The sequence below is a fragment of the Streptomyces sp. NPDC005151 genome (genome assembly GCF_053599875.1).
Genome location: NZ_JBSFYR010000070.1, coordinates 14,924 through 41,507 on the forward strand (window position 1 = coordinate 14,924; position 26,584 = coordinate 41,507).

Genomic DNA, 26,584 nt, shown 5'->3' on the forward strand with positions numbered 1-26,584 from the left:
CGCTGCGGTGACAACACAGAGGACAGGCAAGGACGTTGCCTGAGGACGCACCGACCGAACCAACCGATCGGCACAGCCCGGAAGGCATACGGAGCCATGGCGCTCGCGCAGCCCGACCCGAGCGGGCTGTTGCCCCAGCGGATCGCTCCGCTGCGCGGCACACTCGCCACCACCGCCTGCATGGAGACCCTTCAGGTGGGCTACCTGCACGCGGTCGCGGCCGCGGCGGGGTGCTCCCTGTCGCAGCCCTTTCCCGACAACGGCATCGACTGGCATGTCAGCCACGGCGCCCCCGGCCACACCGTCGACGACGAGGTGACCATCAAGGTGCAGCTCAAATGCACCTACCAGATACCGCCGCACCCACCCGGACCGACGTTCGCCTTCACGCTGGACAACGCCCACCTCGTGAAGCTCGCCCGGACGCCCGTGTCGGTGCACAAGATCCTGGTCGTGATGCTCGTGCCGCGCAGCCAGGACGACTGGCTGCGCGCCGGGCACGAACGGCTCGACCTGCGGCACTGCTGCTACTGGACGAACCTGGCCGGCCACGCGGTGACAGGCCGGCACAGGACCACTGTGCGGATCCCGACCACGCGCATATTCGACGACCGCGCGCTCTGCGAGATCATGACGCGGGTCGGGGCGGGAGGGAGACCCTGATGCACCGGCCGATGGACGAGCCCGCCGACAGCACGATCCCGTCGGGCACGCGACCACACCCCAGCGAGACCGTGACCCACTGGCCCACCGCCCTGCCACCCCTCGGGGACATCCCCGACCCCGCCCGCGTCGACCCCGCGGTCCTCGGCGCCCTGCTCGACCGGCACGGCTGGCACCGCCGCGGCGGTGCGGCCGGACGGTACAGCCGATGGGCCCCACCGGGGGCCGCGGCACCCTCCGGCGGCACGAGCCTTCTCGTACCCGACACCACCGCCTTCCCCGACAGCGAGGACCTGCTCGGCGAAGCACTCACGGCGCTCGCCCGCAGCGCCGCCCCCTCCGCCCGCGACGTGCTGGTCTCCCTCGCTGTGCCCAGCGACGAGATCCGCTGGTGGCGCGATGTCCCCGACGGCGCCGCCGGTCCCGCGAGCGCCGCCGGAGCGGCCGGCTGGACCGCCGCGGAGCAGCTGCGCGCCGCGGCCCGGCAGATCCTGCTCGCCGGAGGGCTCGCCGTACGGGCCCGTACCGGGTTCCACGGCGCACGCCACCGCCGAAGGGCCCTCGCCGCGCTCGAAGGCATCCTCGTCGGACCCGCGCCGGGCGGCCGCGACCTCACTGCCTGTCTCCCCGTCGAAACCGGCCGGGCCATCGCCGTACGGCTGTACCACGCCCTGCACGCCACCCGCGAAGCCATCGACTTCCAGCGCGCCACCGGAGGCATGGAAGCCTTCGACAGCGCCGTCGAGGCGGGCGTCAGCCGGGAGCTGACCGAGGCCGTGATCGCACTGGTCCGCGGCTCGGAGGGAACCAGGATCTCTCTCGCCTGGGCACCCGCCGCAGGAACCCCCGAAGGCTGCCCCGCCCGGCCCGAACCGGTGGAGTTCTCGCCGGGCGACCTGCCCGCCCTGCGCCGGGCGGGAGCCCGCTACCAGCAGGACGAACCCGCCGTCGCGGTCCGGATCACCGGTGCGGTCGTCCGGCTGCGCCGCTCGGGACCGCGTGGCGCGGGAATCGTGCGGCTGCGGGTGCTGGCGGGCGCCGAGGTGCCGCACGTGCGGCTGGAGCTCGACGAGGAGGCGTACCGGATCGCGGGCCACGCCCACCTCGTCGGACTGCCGATCCGGGTGGAGGGGCGACTGGAGAGCCGGGGCGGCTTCCGGCGGCTGACCCGGGCCTCGCAGGTCGTGCCCGTACAGGTCGACGAGGCGGAACGGGACCGGCTGATGAAATCGCTCCAGGAGAACGTCGACTACTTCGAGGAGGCCTGCACGGGCGAATAGCCGGAGAGAGGGGCCCGGCACGGTGACCGCCGACTGCCGGAACGAACCCTTTCGCGAAGGGGGCCGTCGGCTCGGTACGATTCCTCTTGCGTGCGCAATGGAATATGGTGCGCACCCCCTTCAGTCAGGAGAGACCGGTGTCAGACGTCCGTGTGATCATCCAACGCGATTCCGAGCGGGAAGAGCGCGTGGTGACGACGGGCACTACGGCTGCCGAGCTCTTCCCCGGCGAGCGCACCGTCGTCGCCGCCCGGGTTGCCGGTGAGCTGAAGGACCTCGCGTACGTCGTCGCCGACGGCGAGGTCGTCGAGCCCGTCGAGATCTCCTCCGAGGACGGCCTGAACATCCTCCGGCACTCCACCGCGCACGTCATGGCGCAGGCGGTGCAGGAGCTCTTCCCGGAGGCCAAACTCGGCATCGGCCCGCCGGTCAAGGACGGCTTCTACTACGACTTCGACGTCGAGAAGCCGTTCACGCCCGAGGACCTCAAGGCCATCGAGAAGAAGATGCAGGAGATCCAGAAGCGGGGACAGCGGTTCTCCCGCCGGGTCGTCACCGACGAGGCCGCCCGCGAGGAGCTGGCCGACGAGCCGTACAAGCTGGAGCTCATCGGCATCAAGGGCTCGGCCTCCTCGGAGGACGGCGCGGATGTCGAGGTGGGCGGCGGCGAGCTGACCATCTACGACAACCTCGACCCGAAGACCGGCGACCTGTGCTGGAAGGACCTCTGCCGCGGTCCGCACCTGCCTACCACCCGGAACATCCCGGCGTTCAAGCTGATGCGGAACGCCGCGGCGTACTGGCGGGGCAGTGAGAAGAACCCGATGCTCCAGCGCATCTACGGCACCGCGTGGCCCAGCAAGGACGAGCTCAAGGCGCACCTGGAGTTCCTGGAGGAGGCTGCCAAGCGGGACCACCGCAAGCTCGGCAACGAGCTGGACCTCTTCTCCTTCCCCGACGAGATCGGCCCCGGCCTCGCTGTCTTCCACCCCAAGGGCGGCATCATCCGCCGGGCCATGGAGGACTACTCGCGCAGGCGGCACGAGGAGGAGGGCTACGAGTTCGTCTACTCCCCGCACGCCACCAAGGGCAAGCTCTTCGAGAAGTCCGGTCACCTGGACTGGTACGCCGACGGCATGTACCCGCCCATGCAGCTCGACGACGGGGTGGACTACTACCTCAAGCCGATGAACTGCCCGATGCACAACCTGATCTTCGACGCGCGCGGCCGTTCGTACCGTGAACTGCCGTTGCGTCTCTTCGAGTTCGGCACGGTGTACCGGTACGAGAAGTCGGGTGTGGTGCACGGCCTGACCCGCTCGCGCGGCTTCACGCAGGACGACGCGCACATCTACTGCACCAAGGAGCAGATGGCGGAGGAGCTGGACAGGACGCTCACCTTCGTCCTGAACCTGCTGCGCGACTACGGTCTGACCGACTTCTACCTGGAGCTGTCCACCAAGGACCCGGAGAAGTTCGTCGGATCCGACGAGATCTGGGAAGAAGCGACCGAGACGCTGCGCCAGGTCGCCGAGAAGCAGGGACTGCCCCTGGTCCCGGACCCGGGTGGCGCCGCCTTCTACGGCCCGAAGATCTCGGTCCAGTGCAAGGACGCCATCGGCCGTACCTGGCAGATGTCGACCGTGCAGCTCGACTTCAACCTGCCGGAGCGCTTCGACCTGGAGTACACCGGCCCGGACGGCACCAAGCAGCGCCCGGTCATGATCCACCGCGCCCTGTTCGGTTCCATCGAGCGCTTCTTCGCGGTGCTGCTGGAGCACTACGCGGGTGCGTTCCCGGTATGGCTGGCCCCGGTCCAGGCGGTCGGCATCCCGATCGGCGACGCGCACATCCCGTACCTCCAGGAGTTCGCGGCGCAGGCCAGGAAGAAGGGTCTGCGGGTCGAGGTGGACGCCTCCTCGGACCGGATGCAGAAGAAGATCCGCAACCAGCAGAAGGCCAAGGTGCCCTTCATGATCATCGCGGGTGATGAGGACATGGCCAACGGCGCCGTCTCCTTCCGCTACCGCGACGGATCGCAGGAGAACGGCATCCCGGTCGAGGACGCCATCGCCAAGATCCAGAAGGCCGTCGAGGACCGCGTCCAGGTCTGACCTGACCGACAGGGAGGCCCCCGGAGCGCTAACCGCGCTCCGGGGGCCTCTTCTCGTCCTCCCGGGTGAACACCTGCACCAGCCACGACGAGAACGAACCCGTCACGGCCCCCAGCAGCGCCAGACCGCAGACCATCAGGCCGGCCGCGATGGTCCTGCCGCTCGGCGTGACCGGCGTGACGTCCCCGTATCCGACCGTGGTGAGCGTCGCGCACGCCCACCACACCGCGTCGCCGAACGTCCGGATCGTGGCGCCCGTCGCCGCGCGCTCCTGCTCGTACACGGCAAGCGCGGCCGAGAATCCGAGCAGCAGGGCGGTCATGCCGGCGTAGGCGATCACCCGGGCGTACAGGCTCAGCCGCGGCTGCTCCCTCTTCCGCTGGACCGCTGTGTAGACCCGGATCAGACGCAACGGCCGCAGCAGCGGGAGCACCAGCACCACCGTGTCCAACCAGTGGGTGCGCAGGAAACGGAGACCCTGGCCGCTGAGCCGGATCCGTACGGCATAGTCCGCCGCGAAGAGGAACCAGGTGGCGGCGACCAGGATCAGGGCCAGGTCGTGCCACGGCTGGGTGGTGGAGGGAGCGAGGACGCGGACCGCGTACCCGAGGAGGAAGACCAGCGACGCGACGAAGAGCGGTACCTCCGTGTTCTGCTCCCAGCGCGTGAACCGGAGAGGGGTGGAGGAGTCCGAGGGCTGGTCGCTCATGGCCTCAGGATCGTCGCCCGGCGATGGGGGCGGCCCCGGCGACACGCTCCGCAGGAGTGAAGCAATATGCTGATCTGCATGACGACTGAGCCGGAGCAGCAGATCGGAGTGGGAACGCCCGACGCGTTCCAGCGCCTGTGGACGCCCCACCGGATGGCGTACATCCAGGGTGAGAACAAGCCGACCGGCCCGGAGGCCGGCGACGGCTGTCCGTTCTGTGCGATCCCGGCGAAGTCGGACGAGGACGGGCTCATCGTGGCGCGCGGCGAGAAGGTCTATGCCGTGCTGAACCTGTATCCGTACAACGGCGGACATCTGATGGTGGTGCCGTACCGGCATGTCGCCGACTACACGGAGCTGGACGACCAGGAGACGCTGGAGCTGGCCGACTTCACCAAGCGGGCGATGACGGCGCTGCGGGCGGCCTCGGGGGCGCACGGTTTCAATATCGGGATGAATCAGGGAACGGTGGCGGGCGCCGGCATTGCCGCGCATCTGCATCAGCACCTGGTGCCGCGCTGGGGCGGTGACACCAACTTCATGCCGGTCGTCGGTCACACGAAGGTGCTGCCGCAGCTGCTCGCCGATACCCGGAAGATGCTGGCCGACGCCTGGCCCGCGGTCTGAGCCGAGCGGTACGAGCACGAGGCGCCCGGGATGTCCCGGGCGCCTCTTCCGTCTGTCCTACGCGTCGTACAGGTCGGCCTTCTTGGGGATCGGGTCCTGCACCAGTCCGCTGAGGATCATGGACCGGTTGTCGAAGCGCTCCGTGTCGACGCCGTTCTCGTCCAGGACACGCATGGCCGCGTTGTGTACGGCACGCAGGACGGGGGTGGCGGCGCGCATCGCGTCGTCCGCCATGAAGCGGTGGCGCCACGGCTTCTCTGCCCAGGCGTGGCGCAGGCCGAACGGCTCCGGGAGGGTGATCTTGCCGCCCAGGTAGTCGAGGAGCGGCGGGTACCAGGTGAAGGGGGCGCGCAGGGCCAGGCGGACGACCTCCTTGGACTCCACCAGCGGGAGAGTGATCTTGCGGGTCTCCCAGAATCTGACGGTCTTGTTGACCGTCTTCGTCCTGGCCTCGGGCTTGCTTGTGAAGAGCGAGTGGACGGGGCCGAGGGCGTGCCCGGTGACCTCGATCCGGAGCGTCTCGTGGAGCACCGTGACGGTGATCATCATGGTGATGACCAGCTGGCCGTCCCAGAGGGTGAACTGGACACCCAGGTAGTGGCGGTCGCCGCTGCCGAACTGCTGGTGGTTGCAGATGCGCTGTATCTCGTGCGGCTTGATCTGGAAGGTGGCGACGTCCTCGCCCTCCGGACGGGAGACCGAGTCGGCGTTCTCACCGACGGGCGAGACGATCCAGTGGGTGACCGAGGGCGTGGTGAATCCGCCGGTGTGCAGCGGTCCGCGTTCCAGCTGCTTGAGCTGGTCGTGGATGACGCGTATCAGGTCCCAGCTGCGGAACTGGTGGAACTCCTTGCCGGGGTCCTTGGAGACGAGCTCCTCGGCGAGCTGCCAGCTGCCCCAGCGGGTGCCCATGCCGAGGATGCCCTTGGGGCCGGCATAGAAGACGGAGTTGGACTGCTGTTCGGCCGACAGCTTCTCCAGGCCCTGGCGCAGCGCCTCGCGGGCGGTCTCGTTGGGATTCTTCGGTACGGCCTCGGGGATCTTGGCGATGACCCCGCCGCCGGAGAGCAGCCCCTCCCAGCGGGCGCGCATGTCCTTGGCGGAGGTCTCGGCGATCCGCTTGGCGATCAGCCAGCCGATGACAGGGGCGACGATCATCGCGCGCAGGTACAGCGCGAGGAGACCGCCGACCGGCAGTTTGATCAGGAAGATCAGGGCCACAATGCCGATGACGGGAAGCAGGGCGATGCCGAGGGCGCCGAGGGCCTTGTCCTTGGTGGAGCCCAGGCCGTCGCGGAGGCGGAACGCGAGGACCCACAGAAGCAGTCCGGGCAGGAAGAGGAAGCCGAAGAGCGCGGTCACCAGGGTCAGTTTGGAGTCCCGTGCCTTGCGGAGCCGGGTCGCGGACAGGCAGTGCTCGACGACGGTCTGCGGATCGGTGCCGAAGGACTGGATGAGGGCCTTGCGGGCGCCGCCCAGAGTGCGCTCCTGGACGGCGCGGGAGTATGCCTCGCCGAGGTTGGGAGTGAAGTACTTGCTCTTGAAGAGCTTGGACCGGCCCTCCTCGACCTTGGACTTGTGCCACTCGCTGTTGGCCTTGAGGATCTCCTCCACCGGGCTGTCGCGGTACGCGGCGGAGGCGAGGGCGTTCGTCGCCACCGCCTGTCCGGCCGCCCCCTGGAGCGGGATCTGCGCTCCGGGAGAGAAATCGAATCCGTTGTTGGCCACTGTCGCCCCCACTTGCCGCCAAGGAACCGCTCCTGCGGCTGTTTCCCAACTGCCGTGCCCGGCACACCTTCTGAGCTGGGACCACAGCGTATCGTCCGGATCGGAGCCCCGCCCGCACCTGTGGAAAAGGGCGGGCGGAGCCCCCGGCCAGTGCCGTGACCGGCAATGTTTGCCCCATAAGGAGCGTCGTCCAACGCGGCGAGCGGGCGTGCCGGGCGGTGCGACGGGGCAAAGCTTGCCGGGAGGGGCACTAGGGCCTCTCGTTTGGATCATGCCGGGCTCGCGGGGTCTGGCACGCACATCTGCGGCGTTGTCGTCGGTCTTCCCCAAGCTCTCGGCTTCGCTCGAGCAGGGGAGACCCCATTCGCTCCGCGTGGGCTCCTTCCTCCGCCTTGCAGCTGCACACGCCACGGCGACACCAGCCGCTCCGCGGCGGGCCGCTCCCTGATCCGGCCTGATCCAAACGAAAGACCCTAGGCGCCGTTTGTGGTGTTTTCCTGCTGTTCGCGGAGGCGATCGGCGAGCTGCGGTGGCATCGGTTCGTGCCGGGCGTACGACCGGTCGAATCGGCCGGTGCCGTGCGACAGGGAGCGCAGGTCGATCGCGTACCGGCCGATCTCCAGCTCAGGCACCTCGGCCCGCACGAGCGTGCGCCCCGCCCCTGACTGCTCGGTGCCGACCACCCGGCCGCGGCGCCCCGACAGATCGCTCATGACCGGTCCCACGTAGTCGTCGGGGACGAGGACCTGGACCTCGGAGACAGGTTCGAGGAGCTGGATCCGGGTCTCCGCGGCCGCTTCCCGAAGGGCCAGTGCGCCCGCCGCCTGGAATGCCGCGTCGGACGAGTCCACGGAGTGGGCCTTTCCGTCCCGCAGGGTGATCCTCACGTCGACGAGGGGGTGGCCGGCCGCCACTCCGCGGGCGGCCTGGGCGCGTATCCCCCTCTCCACGGACGGGATGAACTGGCGGGGTACGGCTCCGCCGACCACCTTGTCGACGAATTCGATGCCCGAACCGGGTGGCAGCGGCTCCACCTCGATCTCGCAGATGGCGTACTGGCCGTGGCCGCCGGACTGTTTGACGTGCCGTCCGCGGCCGCTCGACGGGCCGGCGAACGTCTCGCGCAGGGACACCTTGTGGGAGACGGCGTCGACCTGTACCCCGTACCGGGTACGCAGCCGGTCCAGTGCCACGTCCTGATGGGCCTCGCCGAGGCACCACAGAACCACCTGATGGGTGTCCTGGTTCTGTTCGAGGCGCATCGTCGGGTCCTCGGCGACGAGCCGCGCGAGCCCCTGGGAGAGCTTGTCCTCGTCCGTCTTGCTGTGGGCCTCGATGGCGAGCGGCAGCAGCGGGTCGGGCATGGACCAGGGCTCCATCAGCAGCGGATCCTCCGGAGCCGAGAGGGTGTCCCCGGTCTCGGCGCCGCCCAGTTTGGCGACGCAGGCCAGGTCCCCGGCGATGCAACTGGTCAGGGCGCGCTGCTGCTTGCCGAACGGGGCGGACAGCGCGCCGACGCGGACCTCTGACTCGTGGAAGGGACGGGGTTCGTGGCCGGGGTCGGTGAGTCCGTGGCCGAGGACGTGGACCGTTTCGTCGGGCCGCAGCGTGCCGGAGAAGACGCGGACCAGGGAGACGCGGCCGACGTACGGGTCGGAGGCCGTCTTGACGACTTCGGCGACCAGCGGTCCGTCGGGGTCGCAGGACGGGGCGGGGCGGAGGGCGCCGCTCGGCGTGGTGACAGCGGGCAGCGGGCGCTCCAGCGGGGTCGGGAAGCCCCCGGTGATCAGATCCAGGAGTTCGACCGTACCGATGCCCTGGCGGGCGCCCTCGCCGGCGGGCGCCGCCGTGAGGACGGGGTGGAAGGCGTCGCGGGCGACGGCGCGCTCCAGGTCGTCGATCAGGGTTTTGATGTCGATGTCCTCGCCGCCGAGGTACCGGTCCATCAGGGTCTCGTCCTCGCTCTCGGCGATGATCCCTTCGATCAGCCGGTTGCGGGCGTCCTGGAGCGGTGCGTGCTGGTCGTCGGCGGGCTGGGTCTCTTTCCGCTCGCCGGAGGAGTAGTCGAAGATACGCTGCGTGAGCAGTCCGGTGAGCCCGGTCAGCGGGGCGTGCCCGTCCGGGCCCTCGGGGCCGAGCACGGGCAGATAGAGCGGCAGTACGGCGTCGGGGTCGTCGCCCCCGAAGATCTCGCCACAGACGCGGGTCATCCCGTCGAAGGACGTGCGGGCGGTGTCGAGGTGGGTGACGACGATGGCGCGCGGCATGCCGACGGCGGCGCACTCCTCCCACACCGCGCGGGTGGTGCCCGCCACGGCGTCGGCCTCCTGGGCCGCCGAGACAACGAAAAGGGCCGCGTCCGCTGCCCGCAGACCGGCCCTGAGTTCCCCGACGAAGTCGGCGTATCCGGGGGTGTCCAACAGATTGATCTTGTACCCGCCCCATTCGACGGGGACCAGGGAGAGCTGTACGGAGCGTTGCTGGCGATGCTCGATCTCGTCGTAGTCGGAGACCGTGCCGCCGTCCTCGACCCGGCCGGCCCGGTTGACCGCTCCGGCCGTCTGCGCGAGGGCTTCGACGAGGGTGGTCTTGCCTGATCCGCTGTGGCCGACCAGCACCACGTTCCGTATGGAGGAGGGCCGGTCGGCCGTTGCTGCTCTGCCGGCGGCCCCGGTGTGTGCATGTGCCTTGTCGCCCATGATGTGCCTCCCGGTGGGGTGCGCTGTGCGGGGAGATTGCCTGGCGCGGTGAGGGGAGAAGGAGGGCGCGGGCACGAGGAGCCGCCGCGGCGGCTACGACGACGCCCGCGGTAATTCGAGCTTTCCACTCCGGTCAGGCTGCGTCCATACGTCGGACGCCGACGCACGAGGACGGACGCCCGGACAGTGGACGCGTCCGACTGGTGACTACGATGGGCCAGCCGGTGGCCGAAGGGGCCGCGCGGCCCACCGACCCCTCGGGAAGGCCATGCTGAACAAGTACGCGCGTGCATTTTTTACGCGTGTCCTCACACCGTTCGCCGCGCTGCTGCTCCGGCTCGGCGTGAGCCCTGACGCGGTCACGCTCATCGGTACGGCCGGGGTGGTGGCAGGTGCGCTGGTCTTCTTCCCCATGGGGGAGTTCTTCTGGGGCACGATCGTCATCACGATCTTCGTCTTCTCCGACCTCGTCGACGGCAACATGGCCCGGCAGGCCGGCATCTCCAGCCGCTGGGGCGCCTTCCTGGACTCGACCCTGGACCGGGTCGCCGACGGGGCGATCTTCGGCGGGTTCGCACTCTGGTACGCGGGCAACGGCGACGACAACGTGATGTGCGCGGTGGCGATCTTCTGCCTGGCCAGCGGCCAGGTGGTCTCCTACACGAAGGCGCGGGGCGAGTCGATCGGGCTGCCGGTCGCGGTCAACGGTCTGGTGGAGCGGGCGGAGCGGCTGGTCATCTCGCTGGTGGCGGCCGGACTCGCCGGGCTCCACACGTTCGGTGTGCCGGGGATCGACATCCTGCTGCCGATCGCGCTGTGGATCGTCGCCGTGGGCAGCCTGGTGACACTGGTGCAGCGGGTGGTGACCGTGCGCCGCGAGTCCGCGGAGGCCGACGCGGCAGCCGCGGCGGACCGGGGGAGCGAGGCGACGCAGTGAGCGGTGCCGAGCGGGAACCGAGGACCGGGCTGAAGGACCGGCTGACCGACGGGCTGTACGGGCTCGGCTGGGGCGCGGTCAAGAGGCTTCCGGAGCCGGCCGCCCAGGCACTCTTCCGTACCCTCGCCGACCAGGTCTGGAAGCGGCGCGGCAAGAGCGTGCTGCGGCTGGAGTCGAACCTGGCCAGGGTGGTGCCGGACGCGAGCCCGGCCCGGCTCGCCGCACTCTCCAAGGCCGGGATGCGCTCGTACATGCGCTACTGGATGGAGTCGTTCCGGCTGCCCACCTGGAGCCCGGAGCGGATCAAGGCCGGCATAGACGTCGCGGACGTCCACCGGCTGACCGGGGGCCTGGACGTCGGGCGCGGTGTGATCCTCGCGCTGCCGCACCTGGGGAACTGGGACCTGGCGGGAGCCTGGGTCACCACCGATCTGAAGGTGCCGTTCACCACGGTCGCCGAGCGGCTGAAGCCCGAGTCACTGTACGACCGGTTCGTCGCCTACCGCGAGGGGCTCGGCATGGAGGTCCTGCCGCACACCGGCGGGTCGGCCTTCGGCACCCTGGCGCGGCGGCTGCGGGGCGGCGGACTGGTCTGCCTGGTCGCCGACCGCGACCTCTCCGCCTCCGGCGTCGAGGTGCAGTTCTTCGGTGACACGGCACGGATGCCCGCCGGACCCGCGCTGCTGGCCCAGCAGACCGGCGCGCTGCTGCTGCCCGTGACGCTCCGGTACGACGCGACCCCCGTGATGAAGGCCCGGATCCACCCGGCCGTCGAGGTGCCCGAGTCAGGTACGCGCACGGAGAAGACGTCTGTGATGACGCAGGCGCTGGCCGATGCCTTCGCCACCGGAATCGCCGAGCACCCGGAGGACTGGCACATGCTGCAGCGGCTCTGGCTCGCCGACCTCGAACCCCGTGGAGAGCAGCCATGAAGATCGGCATCGTCTGCCCGTACTCCTGGGACGTACCGGGCGGCGTCCAGTTCCACATCCGCGACCTGGCCGAACACCTGATCCGCCTGGGCCACCAGGTATCGGTGCTGGCCCCCGCCGACGACGAGACACCGCTGCCGCAGTATGTGGTGTCGGCGGGCCGTGCCGTGCCCGTCCCGTACAACGGCTCCGTCGCCCGGCTGAATTTCGGTTTCCTGTCCGCGGCGCGGGTGCGCCGCTGGCTGCACGACGGCACCTTCGATGTGATCCACATCCATGAGCCGACCTCGCCGTCACTCGGCCTGCTCACCTGCTGGGCCGCGCAGGGACCGATCGTCGCCACGTTCCACACCTCCAATCCGCGGTCCCGCGCGATGATCGCCGCGTACCCGATCCTGCAGCCCGCGCTGGAGAAGATCAGTGCGCGCATCGCGGTGAGCGAGTACGCGCGCCGGACCCTGGTCGAGCACCTCGGCGGCGACGCGGTCGTCATCCCGAACGGGGTCGATGTCGGCTTCTTCGACAAGGCCGAGCCCAAGGGCGAGTGGCAGGGCGGGACGATCGGCTTCATCGGGCGTATCGACGAGCCCCGCAAGGGCTTGCCCGTCCTGATGCGGGCGCTGCCCGCCATCCTCGCCGCACGCCCGGAGACCAGGCTGCTGGTGGCGGGGCGCGGCGACGAGGAGGAGGCGGTCGCCTCACTGCCCGAGGCGATGCGCGAGCGCGTCGAATTCCTCGGCATGGTGAGCGACGAGGACAAGGCGCGGCTGCTGCGCAGTGTCGATGTGTACGTCGCGCCGAATACGGGTGGCGAGAGCTTCGGGATCATCCTGGTCGAGGCGATGTCGGCGGGCGCGCCGGTCCTCGCCAGCGATCTGGACGCGTTCGCCCAGGTACTGGACCTGGGTGCGGCGGGCGAGCTGTTCGCCAACGAGGACGCGCAGGCGCTGGCGTCGGCGGCGATCCGGTTGCTCGGCGACCCGGAGCGGCGCGCGGAGCTGAGCGACCGTGGTCGGGCGCATGTGCGACGGTTCGACTGGTCGACGGTGGGGGCGGACATCCTCGCGGTGTACGAGACGGTGACGGACGGGGCCGCGTCGGTGGCGACGGACGAACGTACGGGGCTGCGGGCCCGGCTCGGGCTGGCCCGGGACTGAGGCGGGCTCGGGCGCTCCCCCCGAGGGGGCACGATGGCCGGGTCGGAACCCCGCCGTCCGCGGCCCCGGACCGAGCGGAAGAACGCTGTTACGCGGCGCGGGCACTGTCCTCCGCCCGGCCGTCGGCAGTGGCCCGGCCGGCCGGCGGGAGCGCGCACGCGGTGTCCTTCCTCAGCCCGTTCACGGTTTCCTGATCACCGGTACCTGGCAGGACCGTCTCGCTGACGGGCCGCTCGGCGGTATCGGCTGAGAGCCTGTCGGGTGACCTTCGATCGGAAAGCGGACGCGGTCTGGTGCGTGCGATTCCAAGGCGCCGAAAGGCCCTCGGATGGGGTCTCCCCTGCTCGAACGAAGCTGAGAGCTTGGGGAAGGAGCTACTAGGGCATTTCGGCAACGCGGAAGCGTGCGTGCCAGGGCGTGGCCGCCCGATCAGAGGTCACCCGACAGGCTCTGAGGGACGGGCGTCGGCACCCCGCTCCCGGCGGCGGGCGTCGGCACCATCGGCAACGCCGGGGCCTGGCCCCCGGCCCGGTGTCCCGCGCTGCGGCGGGCCGGAGGGCGGGGCGGGGCGCCCTCGACGGTAGCCTTGCGGCCCGTGATCGAAACCCTCATCTGGATCGCCGTCGCGCTCGTCGCGATCGGCCTGTACCTCGGCTGGACCGCCGGACGGCTGGACCGGCTGCACACGCGGATCGACGCCGCCCGCGCCGCCCTCGACGCCCAATTGCTGCGCCGCGCCTCGGTCACCCAGGAACTGGCCACGTCCGGTGTCCTCGACCCGGCCGCGTCCATCGTGCTGTACGAGGCCGCGCACGCCGCCCGGCAGTCCGAGGAGGAACAGCGTGAGGTGGCGGAGAGCGAGCTCAGCACCGCGCTGCGGGCGGTGTTCGGCGAGACGGCGCAGGTGGAGGCGGTGAAGGAGATTCCCGGCGGTGAGGAGGCGGCGTCCGAACTGGCCGCGGCCGTGCGCCGGGTGCCGATGGCGCGGCGGTTCCACAACGACGCGGTGCGCGCGGCGCGGGCGCTGCGCCGCCACCGCACGGTGCGCTGGTTCCGGCTGGCCGGGCACGCACCGTTCCCGCTGGCCTTCGAGATGGACGACGAGCCGCCTGTGGCCCTGGCGGACCGCCCGGTCAGCTGACCCGGACGCGGCCGCCGCCCGCCCCGTACGGGGCCGTACGGGGCGGTACGCGGCCGTACACGGCCAAAATGATCCACCGGCCTCTTATTGGCCCTTGTCGTGGACTGGTCCCGGAGAGTTTGCTCTGCAGTGCATCACCCAGCACTTTCAGCATCTTTTTCTCCGAGTGAGGTCGATCCGTGTCCACGCTTCCCAGCACCCCGCAGTCCGCCGACTCCCCGGCTACCGGCACCGCCCGCGTGAAGCGCGGCATGGCCGAGCAGCTCAAGGGCGGCGTGATCATGGACGTCGTCAACGCCGAGCAGGCGAAGATCGCCGAGGACGCGGGCGCCGTGGCCGTCATGGCCCTGGAGCGGGTGCCCGCCGACATCCGCAAGGACGGCGGCGTGGCCCGGATGTCCGACCCGAACATGATCGAAGAGATCATCGAGGCCGTCTCCATCCCGGTGATGGCGAAGTCCCGCATCGGCCACTTCGTCGAGGCGCAGGTCCTGCAGTCCCTCGGTGTCGACTACATCGACGAGTCCGAGGTCCTTACCCCGGCCGACGAGGTCAACCACAGCGACAAGTTCGCCTTCACCACGCCGTTCGTCTGTGGCGCCACCAACCTGGGCGAGGCGCTGCGCCGCATCGCCGAGGGCGCGGCCATGATCCGCTCCAAGGGCGAGGCCGGCACCGGCAACGTCGTCGAGGCGGTCCGCCACCTGCGCCAGATCAAGAACGAGATCGCCCGGCTGCGCGGCTACGACAACAACGAGCTGTACGCCGCCGCCAAGGAGCTCCGCGCCCCGTACGAGCTGGTCAAGGAGGTCGCCGAGCTCGGCAAGCTGCCCGTCGTGCTGTTCTCCGCCGGTGGCGTCGCCACCCCGGCCGACGCCGCGCTGATGCGCCAGCTCGGCGCCGAGGGCGTCTTCGTCGGCTCCGGCATCTTCAAGTCCGGCGACCCGGCCAAGCGCGCCGCCGCCATCGTGAAGGCCACCACCTTCTACGACGACCCGAAGATCATCGCGGACGCCTCCCGCAACCTGGGCGAGGCCATGGTCGGCATCAACTGCGACACCCTGCCCGAGGCCGAGCGCTACGCCAACCGCGGCTGGTAGTCACAGATGAGCGACACCCCTGTGATCGGAGTCCTGGCTCTCCAGGGCGACGTACGGGAGCACCTGATCGCCCTGGCCTCGGCAGACGCCCTGGCCAGGCCGGTCCGGCGCCCCGAAGAGCTCGCCGAGGTCGACGGACTCGTCATACCCGGCGGCGAATCCACCACGATGTCCAAGCTCGCCACCCTGTTCGGCATGCTGGAACCACTGCGCGAGCGGGTCCGCGCCGGCATGCCGGTCTACGGCACCTGCGCCGGAATGATCCTGCTGGCCGACAAGATCCTCGACCCGCGCTCGGGCCAGGAGACCATCGGCGGCATCGACATGATCGTGCGTCGTAACGCCTTCGGGCGGCAGAACGAGTCCTTCGAGGCCGCCGTCGAGGTCGCCGGCATCGAGGGCGGCCCGGTCGAGGGCGTCTTCATCCGCGCCCCCTGGGTGGAATCGGTCGGCGCCCGGGCCGAGGTGGTCGCCGAGCACGGCGGCCATATTGTCGCCGTACGTCAGGGAAACGCCCTGGCGACGTCATTCCACCCGGAACTGACCGGTGACCACCGGGTTCACGCACTCTTCGTCGACATGGTGCGCGCCAAGGGGTGAACGGATCCCGGTAGGATCTCCGTTGTTCATTTCTACTGGCGACGCGTTGTAAGGAGCTGGCGATGTCCGGCCACTCTAAGTGGGCTACCACCAAGCACAAGAAGGCCGTGATTGATGCCAAGCGCGGCAAGCTCTTCGCCAAGCTGATCAAGAACATCGAGGTCGCGGCCCGCACCGGCGGCGTGGACCCCGAGGGCAACCCGACCCTCGTCGATGCGATCCAGAAGGCGAAGAAGAGCTCCGTCCCGAACAAGAACATCGACTCCGCGGTCAAGCGCGGTGGCGGTCTCGAAGCGGGCGGCGTCGATTACCAGACCATCATGTACGAGGGTTACGGCCCGAACGGTGTCGCGGTGCTCATCGAGTGCCTCACCGACAACCGCAACCGTGCCGCCTCCGACGTGCGTGTGGCGATGACCCGCAACGGCGGTTCGATGGCCGACCCGGGTTCGGTCTCGTACCTCTTCAACCGCAAGGGCGTCGTCATCGTCCCGAAGGGCGAGCTGACCGAGGACGACGTCCTCGGTGCGGTGCTCGACGCGGGCGCCGAGGAGGTCAATGACCTCGGTGAGTCCTACGAGGTCGTCAGCGAGGCCACCGACATGGTCGCGGTCCGTACCGCGCTCCAGCAGTCGGGCATCGACTACGACTCGGCCGAGGCCAACTTCCTGCCCACCATGCAGGTCGAGCTGGACGAGGAAGGCGCGCGCAAGATCTTCAAGCTGATCGACGCGCTGGAGGACAGCGACGACGTGCAGAACGTCTTCGCCAACTTCGACGTCTCGGACGAGGTCATGGAGAAGGTCGACGCCTGAGAGCCTGTCGGGTGACCTCTGATCGGGCGGCCACGCCCTGGCACGCACGCTTCCGCGTTGCCGAAATGCCCTAGTAGCTCCTTCCCCAAGCTCTCAGCTTCGTTCGAGCAGGGGAGATCCCATCCGAGGGCCTTCCGGCGCCTTGGAATCGTACGCACCAGACCGCGTCCGCTTTCCGATCGAAGGTCGCCCGACAGGCTCTGAGACGGCGGACGACGCCTCCCCGCGTGAGCGGGGATGACCCGGAGACGGGCAGCGTCCGGCCGCGGTACAGGGGCACTCTCCGCGCGGGCGGAGCCGACGGGCCGACGGGGACACACCCCGTCGGCCCGTCGCATTGTCAGTGCGAGCCGATAGCCTGCGGGAACAGTTGACCGATCGGCAGAGGGGACGCTTCATGCGGGTACTGGGCGTGGACCCTGGACTGACCCGGTGCGGCGTCGGCGTCGTCGAAGGAGTGGGAGGCCGCCCTCTGACGATGCTCGGGGTCGGCGTCGTCCGCACCTCCGCCGATGCCGAGCTCGGCCACCGGCTGGTCGCGATCGAGCGAGGCATCGAGGAGTGGCTCGACGAGCACCGCCCCGAATTCGTCGCCGTGGAGCGGGTGTTCAGCCAGCACAACGTCCGTACGGTGATGGGCACCGCTCAGGCCAGTGCGGTCGCCATGCTCTGCGCGTCCCGCCGCGGCATCCCCGTCGCCCTGCACACCCCCAGCGAGGTCAAGGCCGCCGTCACCGGCAGCGGCCGCGCCGACAAGGCGCAGGTCGGAGCGATGGTCACCCGGCTGCTTCGGCTCGACGCACCGCCGAAGCCCGCCGACGCCGCCGACGCCCTGGCCCTCGCCATCTGCCACATCTGGCGGGGCCCGGCCGTCAACCGCCTCCAGCAGGCGCACGCGGCCGCCGCCCGTGGCCCCCGAGTTCCCCGTACACCCGCAGTTCCCGTCCGGAAGGTCCCCCGATGATCGCCTTCGTCAGCGGCCCCGTTGCCGCACTCGCCCCGACCACGGCCGTGATCGAGGTCGGCGGCATCGGCATGGCCGTCCAGTGCAGCCCTCACACCCTGGCCGACCTGCGGATCGGCCAGGAGGCCAGGCTGGCCACCTCCCTCGTCGTACGGGAGGACTCGCTCACCCTCTACGGCTTCGCCGACGACGACCAGCGGCAGGTTTTCGAGCTGCTCCAGACCGCCAGCGGCGTCGGCCCCCGGCTCGCCCAGGCGATGCTCGCCGTGCACAGCCCGGACGCCCTGCGCCTTGCCGTCTCCACCGGCGACGAGAAGGCCCTCACCGCCGTCCCCGGCATCGGCAAGAAGGGCGCGCAGAAACTCCTCCTCGAACTGAAGGACAGACTGGGCGAGCCCGTCGGCGCCCACATCGGCCACCAGGGCATCGGCACCGCCGTCACCTCCTCGTGGCGCGACAAGCTGCAGGCCGCCCTGATCGGCCTCGGATACGCGACCCGTGAGGCCGACGAGGCGGTCACCGCTGTCGCCCCGCAGGCCGAGGCTGCGCTCGCGGAGGGCGCCCAGCCGCCCGTACCGCAGCTGCTGCGGGCCGCTCTGCAGACCCTCAACCGCGCACGCTGACCGCACGCCGGCCGGACGCGACACCCCCGACGCCCGGGCACCGCACGGCCCGGCACCGAAACACCCGAGGCGGGACTGACCGAATGAACTGGGACGACACCGGACCCGACACCGACGAGCGCGTCGTCGACGCCGGCGCGGACGGCGAGGACACGGCGGTCGAAGCTGCCCTGCGGCCGAAGGACCTCGATGAATTCGTCGGCCAGGAGAAGGTGCGCGAACAGCTCGACCTGGTCCTGAAGGCCGCCCTGGCCCGCGGCGCCACCGCCGACCACGTCCTGCTCTCCGGCGCCCCCGGCCTCGGCAAGACCACCCTCTCCATGATCATCGCCGCCGAGATGGGCGCCCCGATCCGGATCACCTCGGGCCCCGCCATCCAGCACGCGGGCGACCTCGCCGCGATCCTCTCCTCCCTCCAGGAGGGCGAGGTCCTCTTCCTCGACGAGATCCACCGCATGTCACGGCCCGCCGAAGAGATGCTCTACATGGCGATGGAGGATTTCCGCGTCGATGTCATCGTCGGCAAGGGTCCCGGCGCCACCGCCATCCCGTTGGAACTGCCGCCCTTCACCCTTGTCGGCGCCACCACCCGGGCCGGACTCCTGCCGCCCCCGCTGCGCGACCGCTTCGGCTTCACCGGACACATGGAGTTCTACGCCCCCGCCGAACTGGAACGCGTCATCCACCGCTCCGCCCGCCTCCTCGACGTCGCGATAGACGCCGAAGGTGCAGCCGAGATCGCCGGGCGCTCCCGCGGCACGCCCCGTATCGCCAACCGGCTGCTGCGCCGCGTCCGCGACTACGCCCAGGTCAAGGCGGACGGCCGGATCGACCGCGGCGTCGCCTCCGCCGCCCTCGGGGTGTACGAGGTCGACGGGCGGGGTCTCGACCGGCTGGACCGGGCGGTGCTCGGCGCGCTCCTGAAGCTCTTCGGCGGCGGACCGGTCGGTCTGTCCACCCTCGCGGTCGCCGTGGGGGAGGAACGCGAGACGGTCGAGGAGGTCGCCGAGCCCTTCCTGGTACGGGAAGGACTCCTGGCCAGGACGCCGCGGGGCCGGGTCGCCACCCCCGCGGCCTGGGCACATCTCGGTCTCGTCCCCCCTCAGCACGGCGGAAAGGGACAACAGGGTCTGTTCGGGGCGTGATGCGTCACAGGTTCGCCCGGACTGGAACCCGGGTGCGATGCTGGGCGTTGTTCCATCGATGCGGACTCGCTTAGACTCCGCCGATGCCGCCCGTACAGGGCGGCGTACCCACCCCCGTAGATCAGGCCGCATTCCAGCGCGGTCGTGCGAAGGAAAATCGTCCCGTGAATCCCGTGACTCTCCTCCCCTTCATCGTGCTCATCGGGGCCATGTTCCTGATGACCCGGTCCGCCAAGAAGAAGCAGGCCGCTGCCGCGCAGATGCGCAACGAGATGCAGCCCGGCACCGGCGTTCGGACGATCGGGGGCATGTACGCCACCGTCAAGGAGCTTCACGACGACACGGTTCTCCTCGAGGTCGCGCCCGGCGTCCACGCCATCTACGCCAAGAACTCCATCGGTGCCGTCCTCGACGACGCGGAGTACAACCGCATCGTCCACGGTGACGACGACGAGATCGACGGCGCGGTCGTGCCGGACGACGCGTCCTCGCTGACCGAGCACGTCGAGGCCGACACGGACGTCGACACCGACGCGGACGACGCTGACGATGCCAAAATCGACCTGGGCAAGAAGGCCGAGGCCGGCGACATCGAGCCGAAGGACGCCAAGGCCGACGAGAAGTCCGAGGACAAGGCCGACGGCGAGGCCGACGCGAAGTAGTTCACGACCTGGGGATGCCATGAGCCCACCGGCGTCCGGCATCCCCAGGACTGTGCGATCTTCTGCGGGGGCAGGTCCCCACAACACTTCGTGGCCGCCTGGGCGCACACCCGGCGCGGGGCGGTTGGACAGGGAGAAACGAGAAGGTGGCAGCACCGAAGAAGGGCCGAGGGCCGTCCGGCGGTCAGGGCAGGCCGGGGCGCGCCCTGGCTCTGATCCTGATCGCCATGGTCGCGCTCACCGGCGGGATGTTCTTGTCCGGTCACACCACGCCACGGCTTGGTATCGACCTGGCGGGCGGCACGTCGATCACGCTCAAGGCGAAGAGCCAGCCCGGTAAGCCGGACGCGATCAACCAGACCAACATGGACACCGCGGTCAGCATCATCGAACGCCGTGTCAATGGTCTGGGTGTCTCCGAGGCCGAGGTCCAGACCCAGGGCCGGGACAACATCATCGTCAACATCCCCAAGGGAACGAACTCGAAGCAGGCCCGGGAACAGGTCGGTACGACCGCCCAGCTCTACTTCCGGCCCGTGCTCGCCGTCACCGAGGGCACGGCGACGCCCACCGGCACCGCCAGCCCCTCGGCCTCCGGCTCGCCGAAGCCGAGCGCGTCGCCCAGCAACAAGGAGACGGCCTCCGGATCCAAGGCCACTCCCGCGGCGAGCGCCACCACCCAGGGCCGCGCGGTCACCGGCGCGCTGACGAAGGACACGTCCCCCAGCCCCAGCGCCTCCGGCACGCCGAAGGCGTCCGCGAGCCCGTCGGCCCCGGTCGACCCGGCCGCCGCCGAGCTGCAGAAGAAGTTCGCGGCGCTGGACTGCTCCACCAAGGCCGGCCGCGCGAAGGCCGGTGTCGACGTGAAGCCCACCGACACCACGGTCGCGTGCAGCTCCGAGGGCGACGCCAAGTACGTCCTCGGCCCGGCCGCGGTCTCCGGTACGGACGTGGGCAGCGCCAAGGCCGCGATCGACCAGCAGCGCGGCATGTGGATCGTGCAGATGGACTTCACCAAGAAGGGCTCGAAGAAGTTCCAGCAGATCACCTCGAAGCTGTCCACGCAGCAGCCGCCGATGAACCAGTTCGCCATCGCGCTCGACGGCGAGGTCGTCTCCGCGCCCCAGGTGAACGAGACGCTCAGCGGCAGCGCCGAGATCTCCGGCAGCTTCACCCAGCAGTCCGCCCAGGACCTGGCGAACGTGCTGTCCTACGGTGCGCTCCCGCTGTCCTTCAGCGAGGACACGGTCACCACGGTCACCGCGGCGCTCGGCGGTGAGCAGCTCCAGGCGGGTCTGATCGCCGGTGCGATCGGTCTGGCCCTGGTCGTCATCTACCTGGTGGCCTACTACCGCGGTCTGGCGCTCATCGCGCTCCTGAGCCTCGCTGCCTCCGGCATACTGACCTACACGCTCATGGCGCTGCTCGGCCCGGCCATCGGCTTCGCGCTGAACCTCCCCGCGGTCTGTGGTGCCATCGTGGCGATCGGTATCACCGCGGACTCGTTCATCGTGTACTTCGAACGCATCCGGGACGAGATCCGCGAGGGCCGCACCCTGCGTCCGGCCGTCGAGCGTGCCTGGCCGCGCGCCCGTCGCACCATCCTGGTCTCCGACTTCGTGTCGTTCCTCGCCGCGGCGGTGCTCTTCATCGTCACCGTCGGCAAGGTCCAGGGCTTCGCCTTCACACTGGGTCTCACCACCCTGCTCGACGTGGTCGTGGTGTTCCTCTTCACCAAGCCCGTCATGACGCTGCTGGCCCGTACGAAGTTCTTCTCCAGCGGTCACCCGTGGTCCGGCCTGGACCCGAAGCGGCTCGGCGCCAAGCCGCCGCTGCGCCGCTCGCGCCGTGTCAACGCCCCCACCGACCCGAAGGAGGCGTGAGATGTCGCGACTCGGCAGTCTCGGCGCCCGGCTCTACCGCGGCGAGGTCGGTTACGACTTCATCGGCAAGCGCAAGATCTGGTACGGCATCTCGATCCTGATCACCATCACGGCCGTCGTCGCCCTGGCGGTCAGCGGACTCAACATGGGGATCGAATTCAAGGGCGGCGCGGTCTTCACCACCCCGTCGACCAGTGCCACGGTTGCCCAGGCGGAGGAATCCGCGGTTTCCGCCTCCGGCCACCAGGCGATCGTCCAGAAGCTCGGCAACGGCAAGCTGCGTATTCAGATCGCCGAGGTCGACCTGGCGAAGTCCGACGCGATCAAGGCGGACCTCGCCAAGGACCTCAAGGTCCCCGAGGAGAAGATCAACGCCGACCTGGTCGGCCCCAGCTGGGGTGAGCAGATCGCCAACAAGGCCTGGACCGGCCTCGGCGTCTTCATGATCCTCGTGGTGATCTACCTGGCCATCGCGTTCGAGTGGCGCATGGCCATCGCGGCCCTGGTCGCACTGATCCACGACATCACGATCACGGTCGGGATCTACGCCCTGGTCGGCTTCGAGGTCACCCCGGGTACCGTGATCGGTCTGCTGACCATCCTCGGTTACTCCCTCTACGACACGGTCGTCGTCTTCGACAGCCTCAAGGAGGGCACGAAGGGGATCACCAAGCAGACCCGCTGGACGTACAGCGAGATCGCCAACCGCTCGATCAACGGCACGCTGGTCCGCTCCATCAACACCACCGTCGTGGCGCTGCTGCCGGTCGCCGGCCTGCTGTTCATCGGCGGCGGTGTCCTCGGCGCCGGCATGCTGAACGACATCTCGCTGTCCCTGTTCGTCGGCCTCGCCGCCGGCGCGTACTCCTCGATCTTCATCGCCACCCCGCTGGTCGCCGACCTCAAGGAACTCGACCCGCAGATGAAGGCCCTGACGAAGCGGATCCGCGCCAAGCGCGCGGCAGCCGCCGCCAAGGGCGAGTCCGCCGAGGACGAGCAGCCGTACGAGGACGACGTCATCGAGGACCCCGCCCCCGCCGCCGCGGTCGTCGGTCAGCGCCAGCAGCCCCCCAGGGGCCACGGCCGGACCTCGGAGAAGCGTCGATGACCAGCACCACCGAGAGCACCAGGGAACTGCTGCTCAGCCGTATCCGTGACGTGGCGGACTATCCGAAGCCGGGCGTGATGTTCAAGGACATCACCCCGCTGCTCGCGGACCCGGTCGCGTTCACGGCCCTCACCGACGCCCTCGCGGAGCTGTGCGTACGGCACGGCGCCACGAAGGTCGTCGGTCTGGAGGCGCGCGGCTTCATCCTGGCCGCGCCGGTCGCGGTCCGGGCCGGGCTCGGCTTCGTACCCGTCCGCAAGGCGGGGAAGCTGCCCGGTGCCACGCTCAGCCAGGCGTACGAGCTGGAGTACGGCACCGCGGAGATCGAGATACACGCGGAGGACCTCACGGCCGAGGACCAGATCATGGTCATCGACGACGTCCTTGCCACCGGCGGCACTGCCGAGGCGTCGCTGCAGCTGATCCGGCGGGCCGGCGCCAGGGTCGCAGGTGTCGCGGTCCTCATGGAGCTCGGCTTCCTCGACGGCCGGGCCCGTCTGGAGTCCGGTCTGGCCGGTGCTCCGCTGGAGGCGCTCATCCGCGTCTGAGACTGTCACGCATGCATCGGGTGCCCGGAACAATTTCCGGGCACCCGATGGTGCGTCTGCGGTATTCACACCCACGTTCCAAGAAGCCGGGCCGGGCCCCGCCTCACGCATCGCGCCGCTGCTCAGCCCCTGCGGCGCTTCGGACATCGGCACACCGGCACACACAGGACGGGCACCGGGAACACCCGGGTGCCCGTCCCGCGTTGTGAGGGTCCCACGGTCCCCGGGGGAGGTCGGGCCGCAGTCTCGATACGATGGCCTTTCCGGGAGTCCGGATCCGCACGAGGAGCGCTCTTGCCAGACGAGGCCCAGCCAGTCGCCGCCCCGCAGCCCGACAAGCCCGCGGCGGTCCCAGCCACGCCCGGGAAGAAGCAGCCTGCGGCGAAGGAGAAGCCGAAGCCCCCGGCTCCCGAACCGGCGAGCAGCGCCTCGCAGACTCCCCCCAAGGCGAACGGGGCCGTGCCGGTGTCCCCTGCCCAGCCGGCCCCCGTCTTTCCGCCTCCGGTCGCCCCGAAGCCCCCGGCCAAGCCCGTGTCCCCGGTCGGCCCGGTCCGCTCCAGCGGCTCCTCCAACCGGGTACGGGCCAGGCTCGCCCGGCTCGGCGTGCAGCGCTCCAGCCCGTACAACCCGGTCCTGGAACCGCTCCTGCGGGCGGTCCGCAGCAACGACCCCAAGATCGAGACGTCCACGCTGCGCCAGATCGAGCGCGCCTACCAGGTCGCCGAGCGCTGGCACCGCGGTCAGAAGCGCAAGAGCGGCGACCCGTACATCACGCATCCGCTCGCCGTCACGACGATCCTCGCCGAGCTCGGCATGGACCCGGCGACGCTGATGGCCGGTCTGCTGCACGACACGGTCGAGGACACCGAGTACGGCCTGGACACCCTGCGCCGGGACTTCGGCGACCAGGTCGCCCTGCTCGTCGACGGCGTCACCAAGCTGGACAAGGTGAAGTTCGGCGAGGCGGCGCAGGCCGAGACCGTACGCAAGATGGTCGTCGCCATGGCCAAGGACCCCAGGGTCCTCGTCATCAAGCTCGCCGACCGGCTGCACAACATGCGCACCATGCGCTACCTCAAGCGGGAGAAGCAGGAAAAGAAGGCCCGCGAGACGCTTGAGATCTACGCGCCCCTGGCCCACCGCCTGGGGATGAACACCATCAAGTGGGAGCTTGAGGACCTCGCGTTCGCGATCCTCTACCCCAAGATGTACGACGAGATCGTCCGCCTCGTCGCCGAGCGGGCCCCCAAGCGCGACGAATACCTCGCCATAGTGACCGACGAGGTCCAGGCCGACCTGCGCGCAGCCCGGATCAAGGCCACCGTCACCGGACGGCCGAAGCACTACTACAGCGTCTACCAGAAGATGATCGTGCGAGGCCGGGACTTCGCCGAGATCTACGACCTGGTGGGCATCCGCGTCCTCGTCGACACCGTCCGTGACTGCTACGCGGCGCTCGGCACCGTGCACGCGCGATGGAATCCGGTCCCCGGCCGGTTCAAGGACTACATCGCGATGCCCAAGTTCAACATGTACCAGTCACTGCACACCACGGTGATCGGTCCCAGTGGCAAGCCCGTCGAGCTGCAGATCCGTACGTTCGACATGCACCGCCGCGCCGAGTACGGCATCGCCGCGCACTGGAAGTACAAGCAGGAGGCCGTCGCCGGCGCCTCCAAGGTCCGCACCGACGTACCCAAGAACACCGGCCGCGGCCAGGACACCGTCAACGACATGGCGTGGCTGCGCCAGCTCCTCGACTGGCAGAAGGAGACGGAGGACCCCAGCGAGTTCCTGGAGTCCCTGCGCTTCGACCTCTCCCGCAACGAGGTCTTCGTCTTCACGCCCAAGGGCGACGTCATAGCGCTGCCCGCGGGCGCGACCCCGGTCGACTTCGCGTACGCCGTGCATACGGAGGTCGGCCACCGGACCATAGGGGCACGGGTCAACGGGCGGCTCGTGCCACTCGAATCCACCCTTGACAACGGCGACCTCGTGGAGGTCTTCACCTCCAAGGCGGCCGGCGCCGGACCGTCCCGGGACTGGCTGGGCTTCGTCAAGTCGCCGCGTGCCCGGAACAAGATCCGCGGCTGGTTCTCCAAGGAACGCCGCGACGAGGCGATCGAGCAGGGCAAGGACGCCATCGCGCGCGCCATGCGCAAGCAGAACCTGCCGATCCAGCGGATCCTGACCGGCGACTCGCTCGTCACCCTGGCCCACGAGATGCGCTACCCGGACATCTCGTCCCTGTACGCGGCGATCGGCGAGGGTCATGTCGCGGCCGCAGGTGTCGTGCAGAAGCTGGTCCAGGCGCTCGGCGGCGAGGACGCGGCCAACGAGGACCTGGCGGAGAGCTCTCCGCCCTCGCGCAGCCGCGGCAACCGCCGCTCCAACGCCGACCCGGGTGTGGTCGTCAAGGGCGTCGAGGACGTCTGGGTCAAACTGGCCCGCTGCTGCACGCCCGTCCCCGGCGACCCGATCATCGGCTTCGTCACCCGTGGCAGCGGCGTCTCCGTGCACCGGGCCGACTGTGTCAACGTGGACTCGCTGTCCCAGCAGCCGGAGCGGATCCTGGAGGTCGAATGGGCACCGACCCAGTCCTCGGTCTTCCTGGTCGCCATCCAGGTCGAGGCCCTCGACCGGTCGCGGCTGCTCTCGGACGTCACTCGCGTCCTGTCCGACCAGCACGTGAACATCCTGTCGGCGGCCGTCCAGACCTCACGGGACCGGGTGGCCACCTCGCGGTTCACTTTCGAGATGGGTGACCCGAAGCACCTCGGACACGTGCTGAAGGCCGTACGGGGCGTGGAGGGCGTGTACGACGTCTACCGCGTGACCTCGGCCCGCAGGCCCTGACCCCGATCGCCCCGGCAGCCCCCGCCCGACCGCGCGGGGGCTGCCGGGGCGTCGCGCCCGGCCGCCCGCTGCGGCGCGAGGCGCGCCGTCGCATCGGCGGCCGGCTCCCCGATGACCCCGGCGGCGCTGCGGACACCGTCGTCCGCCGCCGATGCCGGCCGGCCCTCCGCCGAAACGCCGAAGGGCCCTCCGTCACCGCTTGAGTTCTAGTGGTCGTTGCAACACCCCAGCTCAGGGGATGCAATGGACTTCGAGATACGCGCGGACCGGGGGCCGCAGGGGCGTAGGAAGCT

22 protein-coding genes are annotated in these 26,584 nt (G+C 69.9%); 19 read left to right on the forward strand and 3 right to left on the reverse strand.

Annotated features, from left to right (window positions below; all coding sequences use genetic code 11):
* Positions 1–96: 96 nt before the first annotated feature.
* The 3 genes from ACWD6R_RS29255 (at position 97) to thrS (ending at position 4,057) form a co-directional block, all read left to right on the forward strand.
* Complete coding sequence (locus tag ACWD6R_RS29255; protein WP_266987877.1) at positions 97–663, forward strand: DUF4365 domain-containing protein; 567 nt, start codon at positions 97–99, stop codon at positions 661–663.
* Complete coding sequence (locus tag ACWD6R_RS29260; RefSeq protein WP_451821432.1) at positions 663–1,943, forward strand: hypothetical protein; 1,281 nt, start codon at positions 663–665, stop codon at positions 1,941–1,943. The genes ACWD6R_RS29255 and ACWD6R_RS29260 overlap by 1 nt, the downstream gene beginning before the upstream one ends.
* A 137-nt stretch (positions 1,944–2,080) precedes the next feature.
* Positions 2,081–4,057, forward strand: coding sequence for a threonine--tRNA ligase (gene thrS / locus ACWD6R_RS29265; protein ID WP_451821433.1), 1,977 nt, complete (start codon positions 2,081–2,083; stop codon positions 4,055–4,057).
* Positions 4,058–4,085: 28 nt separating this feature from the next.
* Here thrS and ACWD6R_RS29270 read toward each other — a convergent pair whose 3' ends face one another.
* Positions 4,086–4,766 (reverse strand): potassium channel family protein, encoded by a 681-nt coding sequence (locus ACWD6R_RS29270; RefSeq protein ID WP_451821434.1) that lies wholly within the window; start codon positions 4,764–4,766, stop codon positions 4,086–4,088.
* Positions 4,767–4,832: 66 nt separating this feature from the next.
* On the opposite strand from ACWD6R_RS29270, the gene ACWD6R_RS29275 reads away from it, so the two are divergent.
* On the forward strand, positions 4,833–5,393 hold the full coding sequence (locus ACWD6R_RS29275) for an HIT family protein (RefSeq protein WP_451821435.1): 561 nt from the start codon (positions 4,833–4,835) through the stop codon (positions 5,391–5,393).
* A 57-nt stretch (positions 5,394–5,450) separates the two neighbouring features.
* Here the strand turns inward: ACWD6R_RS29275 and ACWD6R_RS29280 are convergent, their stop codons facing one another.
* Positions 5,451–7,121, reverse strand: a complete 1,671-nt coding sequence (locus ACWD6R_RS29280) for a hypothetical protein (RefSeq protein WP_451821436.1) — start codon at positions 7,119–7,121, stop codon at positions 5,451–5,453.
* Positions 7,122–7,594: 473 nt separating this feature from the next.
* Entirely contained in the window at positions 7,595–9,820 is a 2,226-nt protein-coding gene (locus tag ACWD6R_RS29285) for an elongation factor G-like protein EF-G2 (protein WP_451821437.1), read from the reverse strand.
* Positions 9,821–10,088: 268 nt separating this feature from the next.
* On the opposite strand from ACWD6R_RS29285, the gene pgsA reads away from it, so the two are divergent.
* From pgsA to ACWD6R_RS29360, 15 genes are all read left to right on the forward strand, one after another.
* Entirely contained in the window at positions 10,089–10,757 is a 669-nt protein-coding gene (gene pgsA, locus ACWD6R_RS29290) for a phosphatidylinositol phosphate synthase (RefSeq protein WP_451821438.1), read from the forward strand.
* Positions 10,754–11,689, forward strand: coding sequence for a phosphatidylinositol mannoside acyltransferase (locus tag ACWD6R_RS29295; protein ID WP_451821439.1), 936 nt, complete (start codon positions 10,754–10,756; stop codon positions 11,687–11,689). The genes pgsA and ACWD6R_RS29295 overlap by 4 nt, the downstream gene beginning before the upstream one ends.
* On the forward strand, positions 11,686–12,846 hold the full coding sequence (locus tag ACWD6R_RS29300; protein ID WP_451821440.1) for a glycosyltransferase family 4 protein: 1,161 nt from the start codon (positions 11,686–11,688) through the stop codon (positions 12,844–12,846). Before ACWD6R_RS29295 ends, ACWD6R_RS29300 begins: the two co-directional genes overlap by 4 nt.
* A gap of 595 nt (positions 12,847–13,441) precedes the next feature.
* The gene (locus ACWD6R_RS29305; RefSeq protein ID WP_451821441.1) at positions 13,442–13,987 is read left to right on the forward strand and encodes a hypothetical protein; all 546 of its coding nucleotides are present in this window, start codon (positions 13,442–13,444) and stop codon (positions 13,985–13,987) included.
* 179 nt (positions 13,988–14,166) lie between these two features.
* Positions 14,167–15,087 (forward strand): pyridoxal 5'-phosphate synthase lyase subunit PdxS, encoded by a 921-nt coding sequence (gene pdxS / locus ACWD6R_RS29310; protein WP_266987900.1) that lies wholly within the window; start codon positions 14,167–14,169, stop codon positions 15,085–15,087.
* Positions 15,088–15,093: 6 nt separating this feature from the next.
* A complete protein-coding gene (gene pdxT, locus ACWD6R_RS29315; RefSeq protein ID WP_451821442.1) occupies positions 15,094–15,687 on the forward strand; it encodes a pyridoxal 5'-phosphate synthase glutaminase subunit PdxT in 594 nt (197 codons plus the stop codon).
* 62 nt (positions 15,688–15,749) lie between these two features.
* Positions 15,750–16,502, forward strand: a complete 753-nt coding sequence (locus tag ACWD6R_RS29320) for a YebC/PmpR family DNA-binding transcriptional regulator (RefSeq protein WP_406417694.1) — start codon at positions 15,750–15,752, stop codon at positions 16,500–16,502.
* A gap of 397 nt (positions 16,503–16,899) precedes the next feature.
* Positions 16,900–17,466, forward strand: coding sequence for a crossover junction endodeoxyribonuclease RuvC (gene ruvC, locus ACWD6R_RS29325; RefSeq protein WP_451821443.1), 567 nt, complete (start codon positions 16,900–16,902; stop codon positions 17,464–17,466).
* Complete coding sequence (ruvA, locus tag ACWD6R_RS29330) at positions 17,463–18,089, forward strand: Holliday junction branch migration protein RuvA (RefSeq protein ID WP_451821444.1); 627 nt, start codon at positions 17,463–17,465, stop codon at positions 18,087–18,089. Before ruvC ends, ruvA begins: the two co-directional genes overlap by 4 nt.
* A gap of 83 nt (positions 18,090–18,172) precedes the next feature.
* Positions 18,173–19,234, forward strand: a complete 1,062-nt coding sequence (ruvB, locus tag ACWD6R_RS29335) for a Holliday junction branch migration DNA helicase RuvB (protein WP_451821445.1) — start codon at positions 18,173–18,175, stop codon at positions 19,232–19,234.
* A gap of 164 nt (positions 19,235–19,398) precedes the next feature.
* On the forward strand, positions 19,399–19,896 hold the full coding sequence (yajC, locus tag ACWD6R_RS29340; protein WP_451821446.1) for a preprotein translocase subunit YajC: 498 nt from the start codon (positions 19,399–19,401) through the stop codon (positions 19,894–19,896).
* Between the two features lie 146 nt (positions 19,897–20,042).
* Positions 20,043–21,779, forward strand: coding sequence for a protein translocase subunit SecD (secD, locus tag ACWD6R_RS29345; RefSeq protein WP_451821447.1), 1,737 nt, complete (start codon positions 20,043–20,045; stop codon positions 21,777–21,779).
* A gap of 1 nt (position 21,780) precedes the next feature.
* Positions 21,781–22,887 carry a protein translocase subunit SecF gene (secF, locus tag ACWD6R_RS29350; RefSeq protein ID WP_451821448.1) on the forward strand — a complete coding sequence of 369 codons (1,107 nt, stop codon included), beginning with the start codon at positions 21,781–21,783 and terminating at the stop codon, positions 22,885–22,887.
* Positions 22,884–23,435 (forward strand): adenine phosphoribosyltransferase, encoded by a 552-nt coding sequence (locus tag ACWD6R_RS29355; RefSeq protein WP_266987914.1) that lies wholly within the window; start codon positions 22,884–22,886, stop codon positions 23,433–23,435. The genes secF and ACWD6R_RS29355 overlap by 4 nt, the downstream gene beginning before the upstream one ends.
* 294 nt (positions 23,436–23,729) lie before the next feature.
* A complete protein-coding gene (locus tag ACWD6R_RS29360) occupies positions 23,730–26,291 on the forward strand; it encodes a RelA/SpoT family protein (RefSeq protein ID WP_451821449.1) in 2,562 nt (853 codons plus the stop codon).
* Positions 26,292–26,584: the final 293 nt, after the last annotated feature.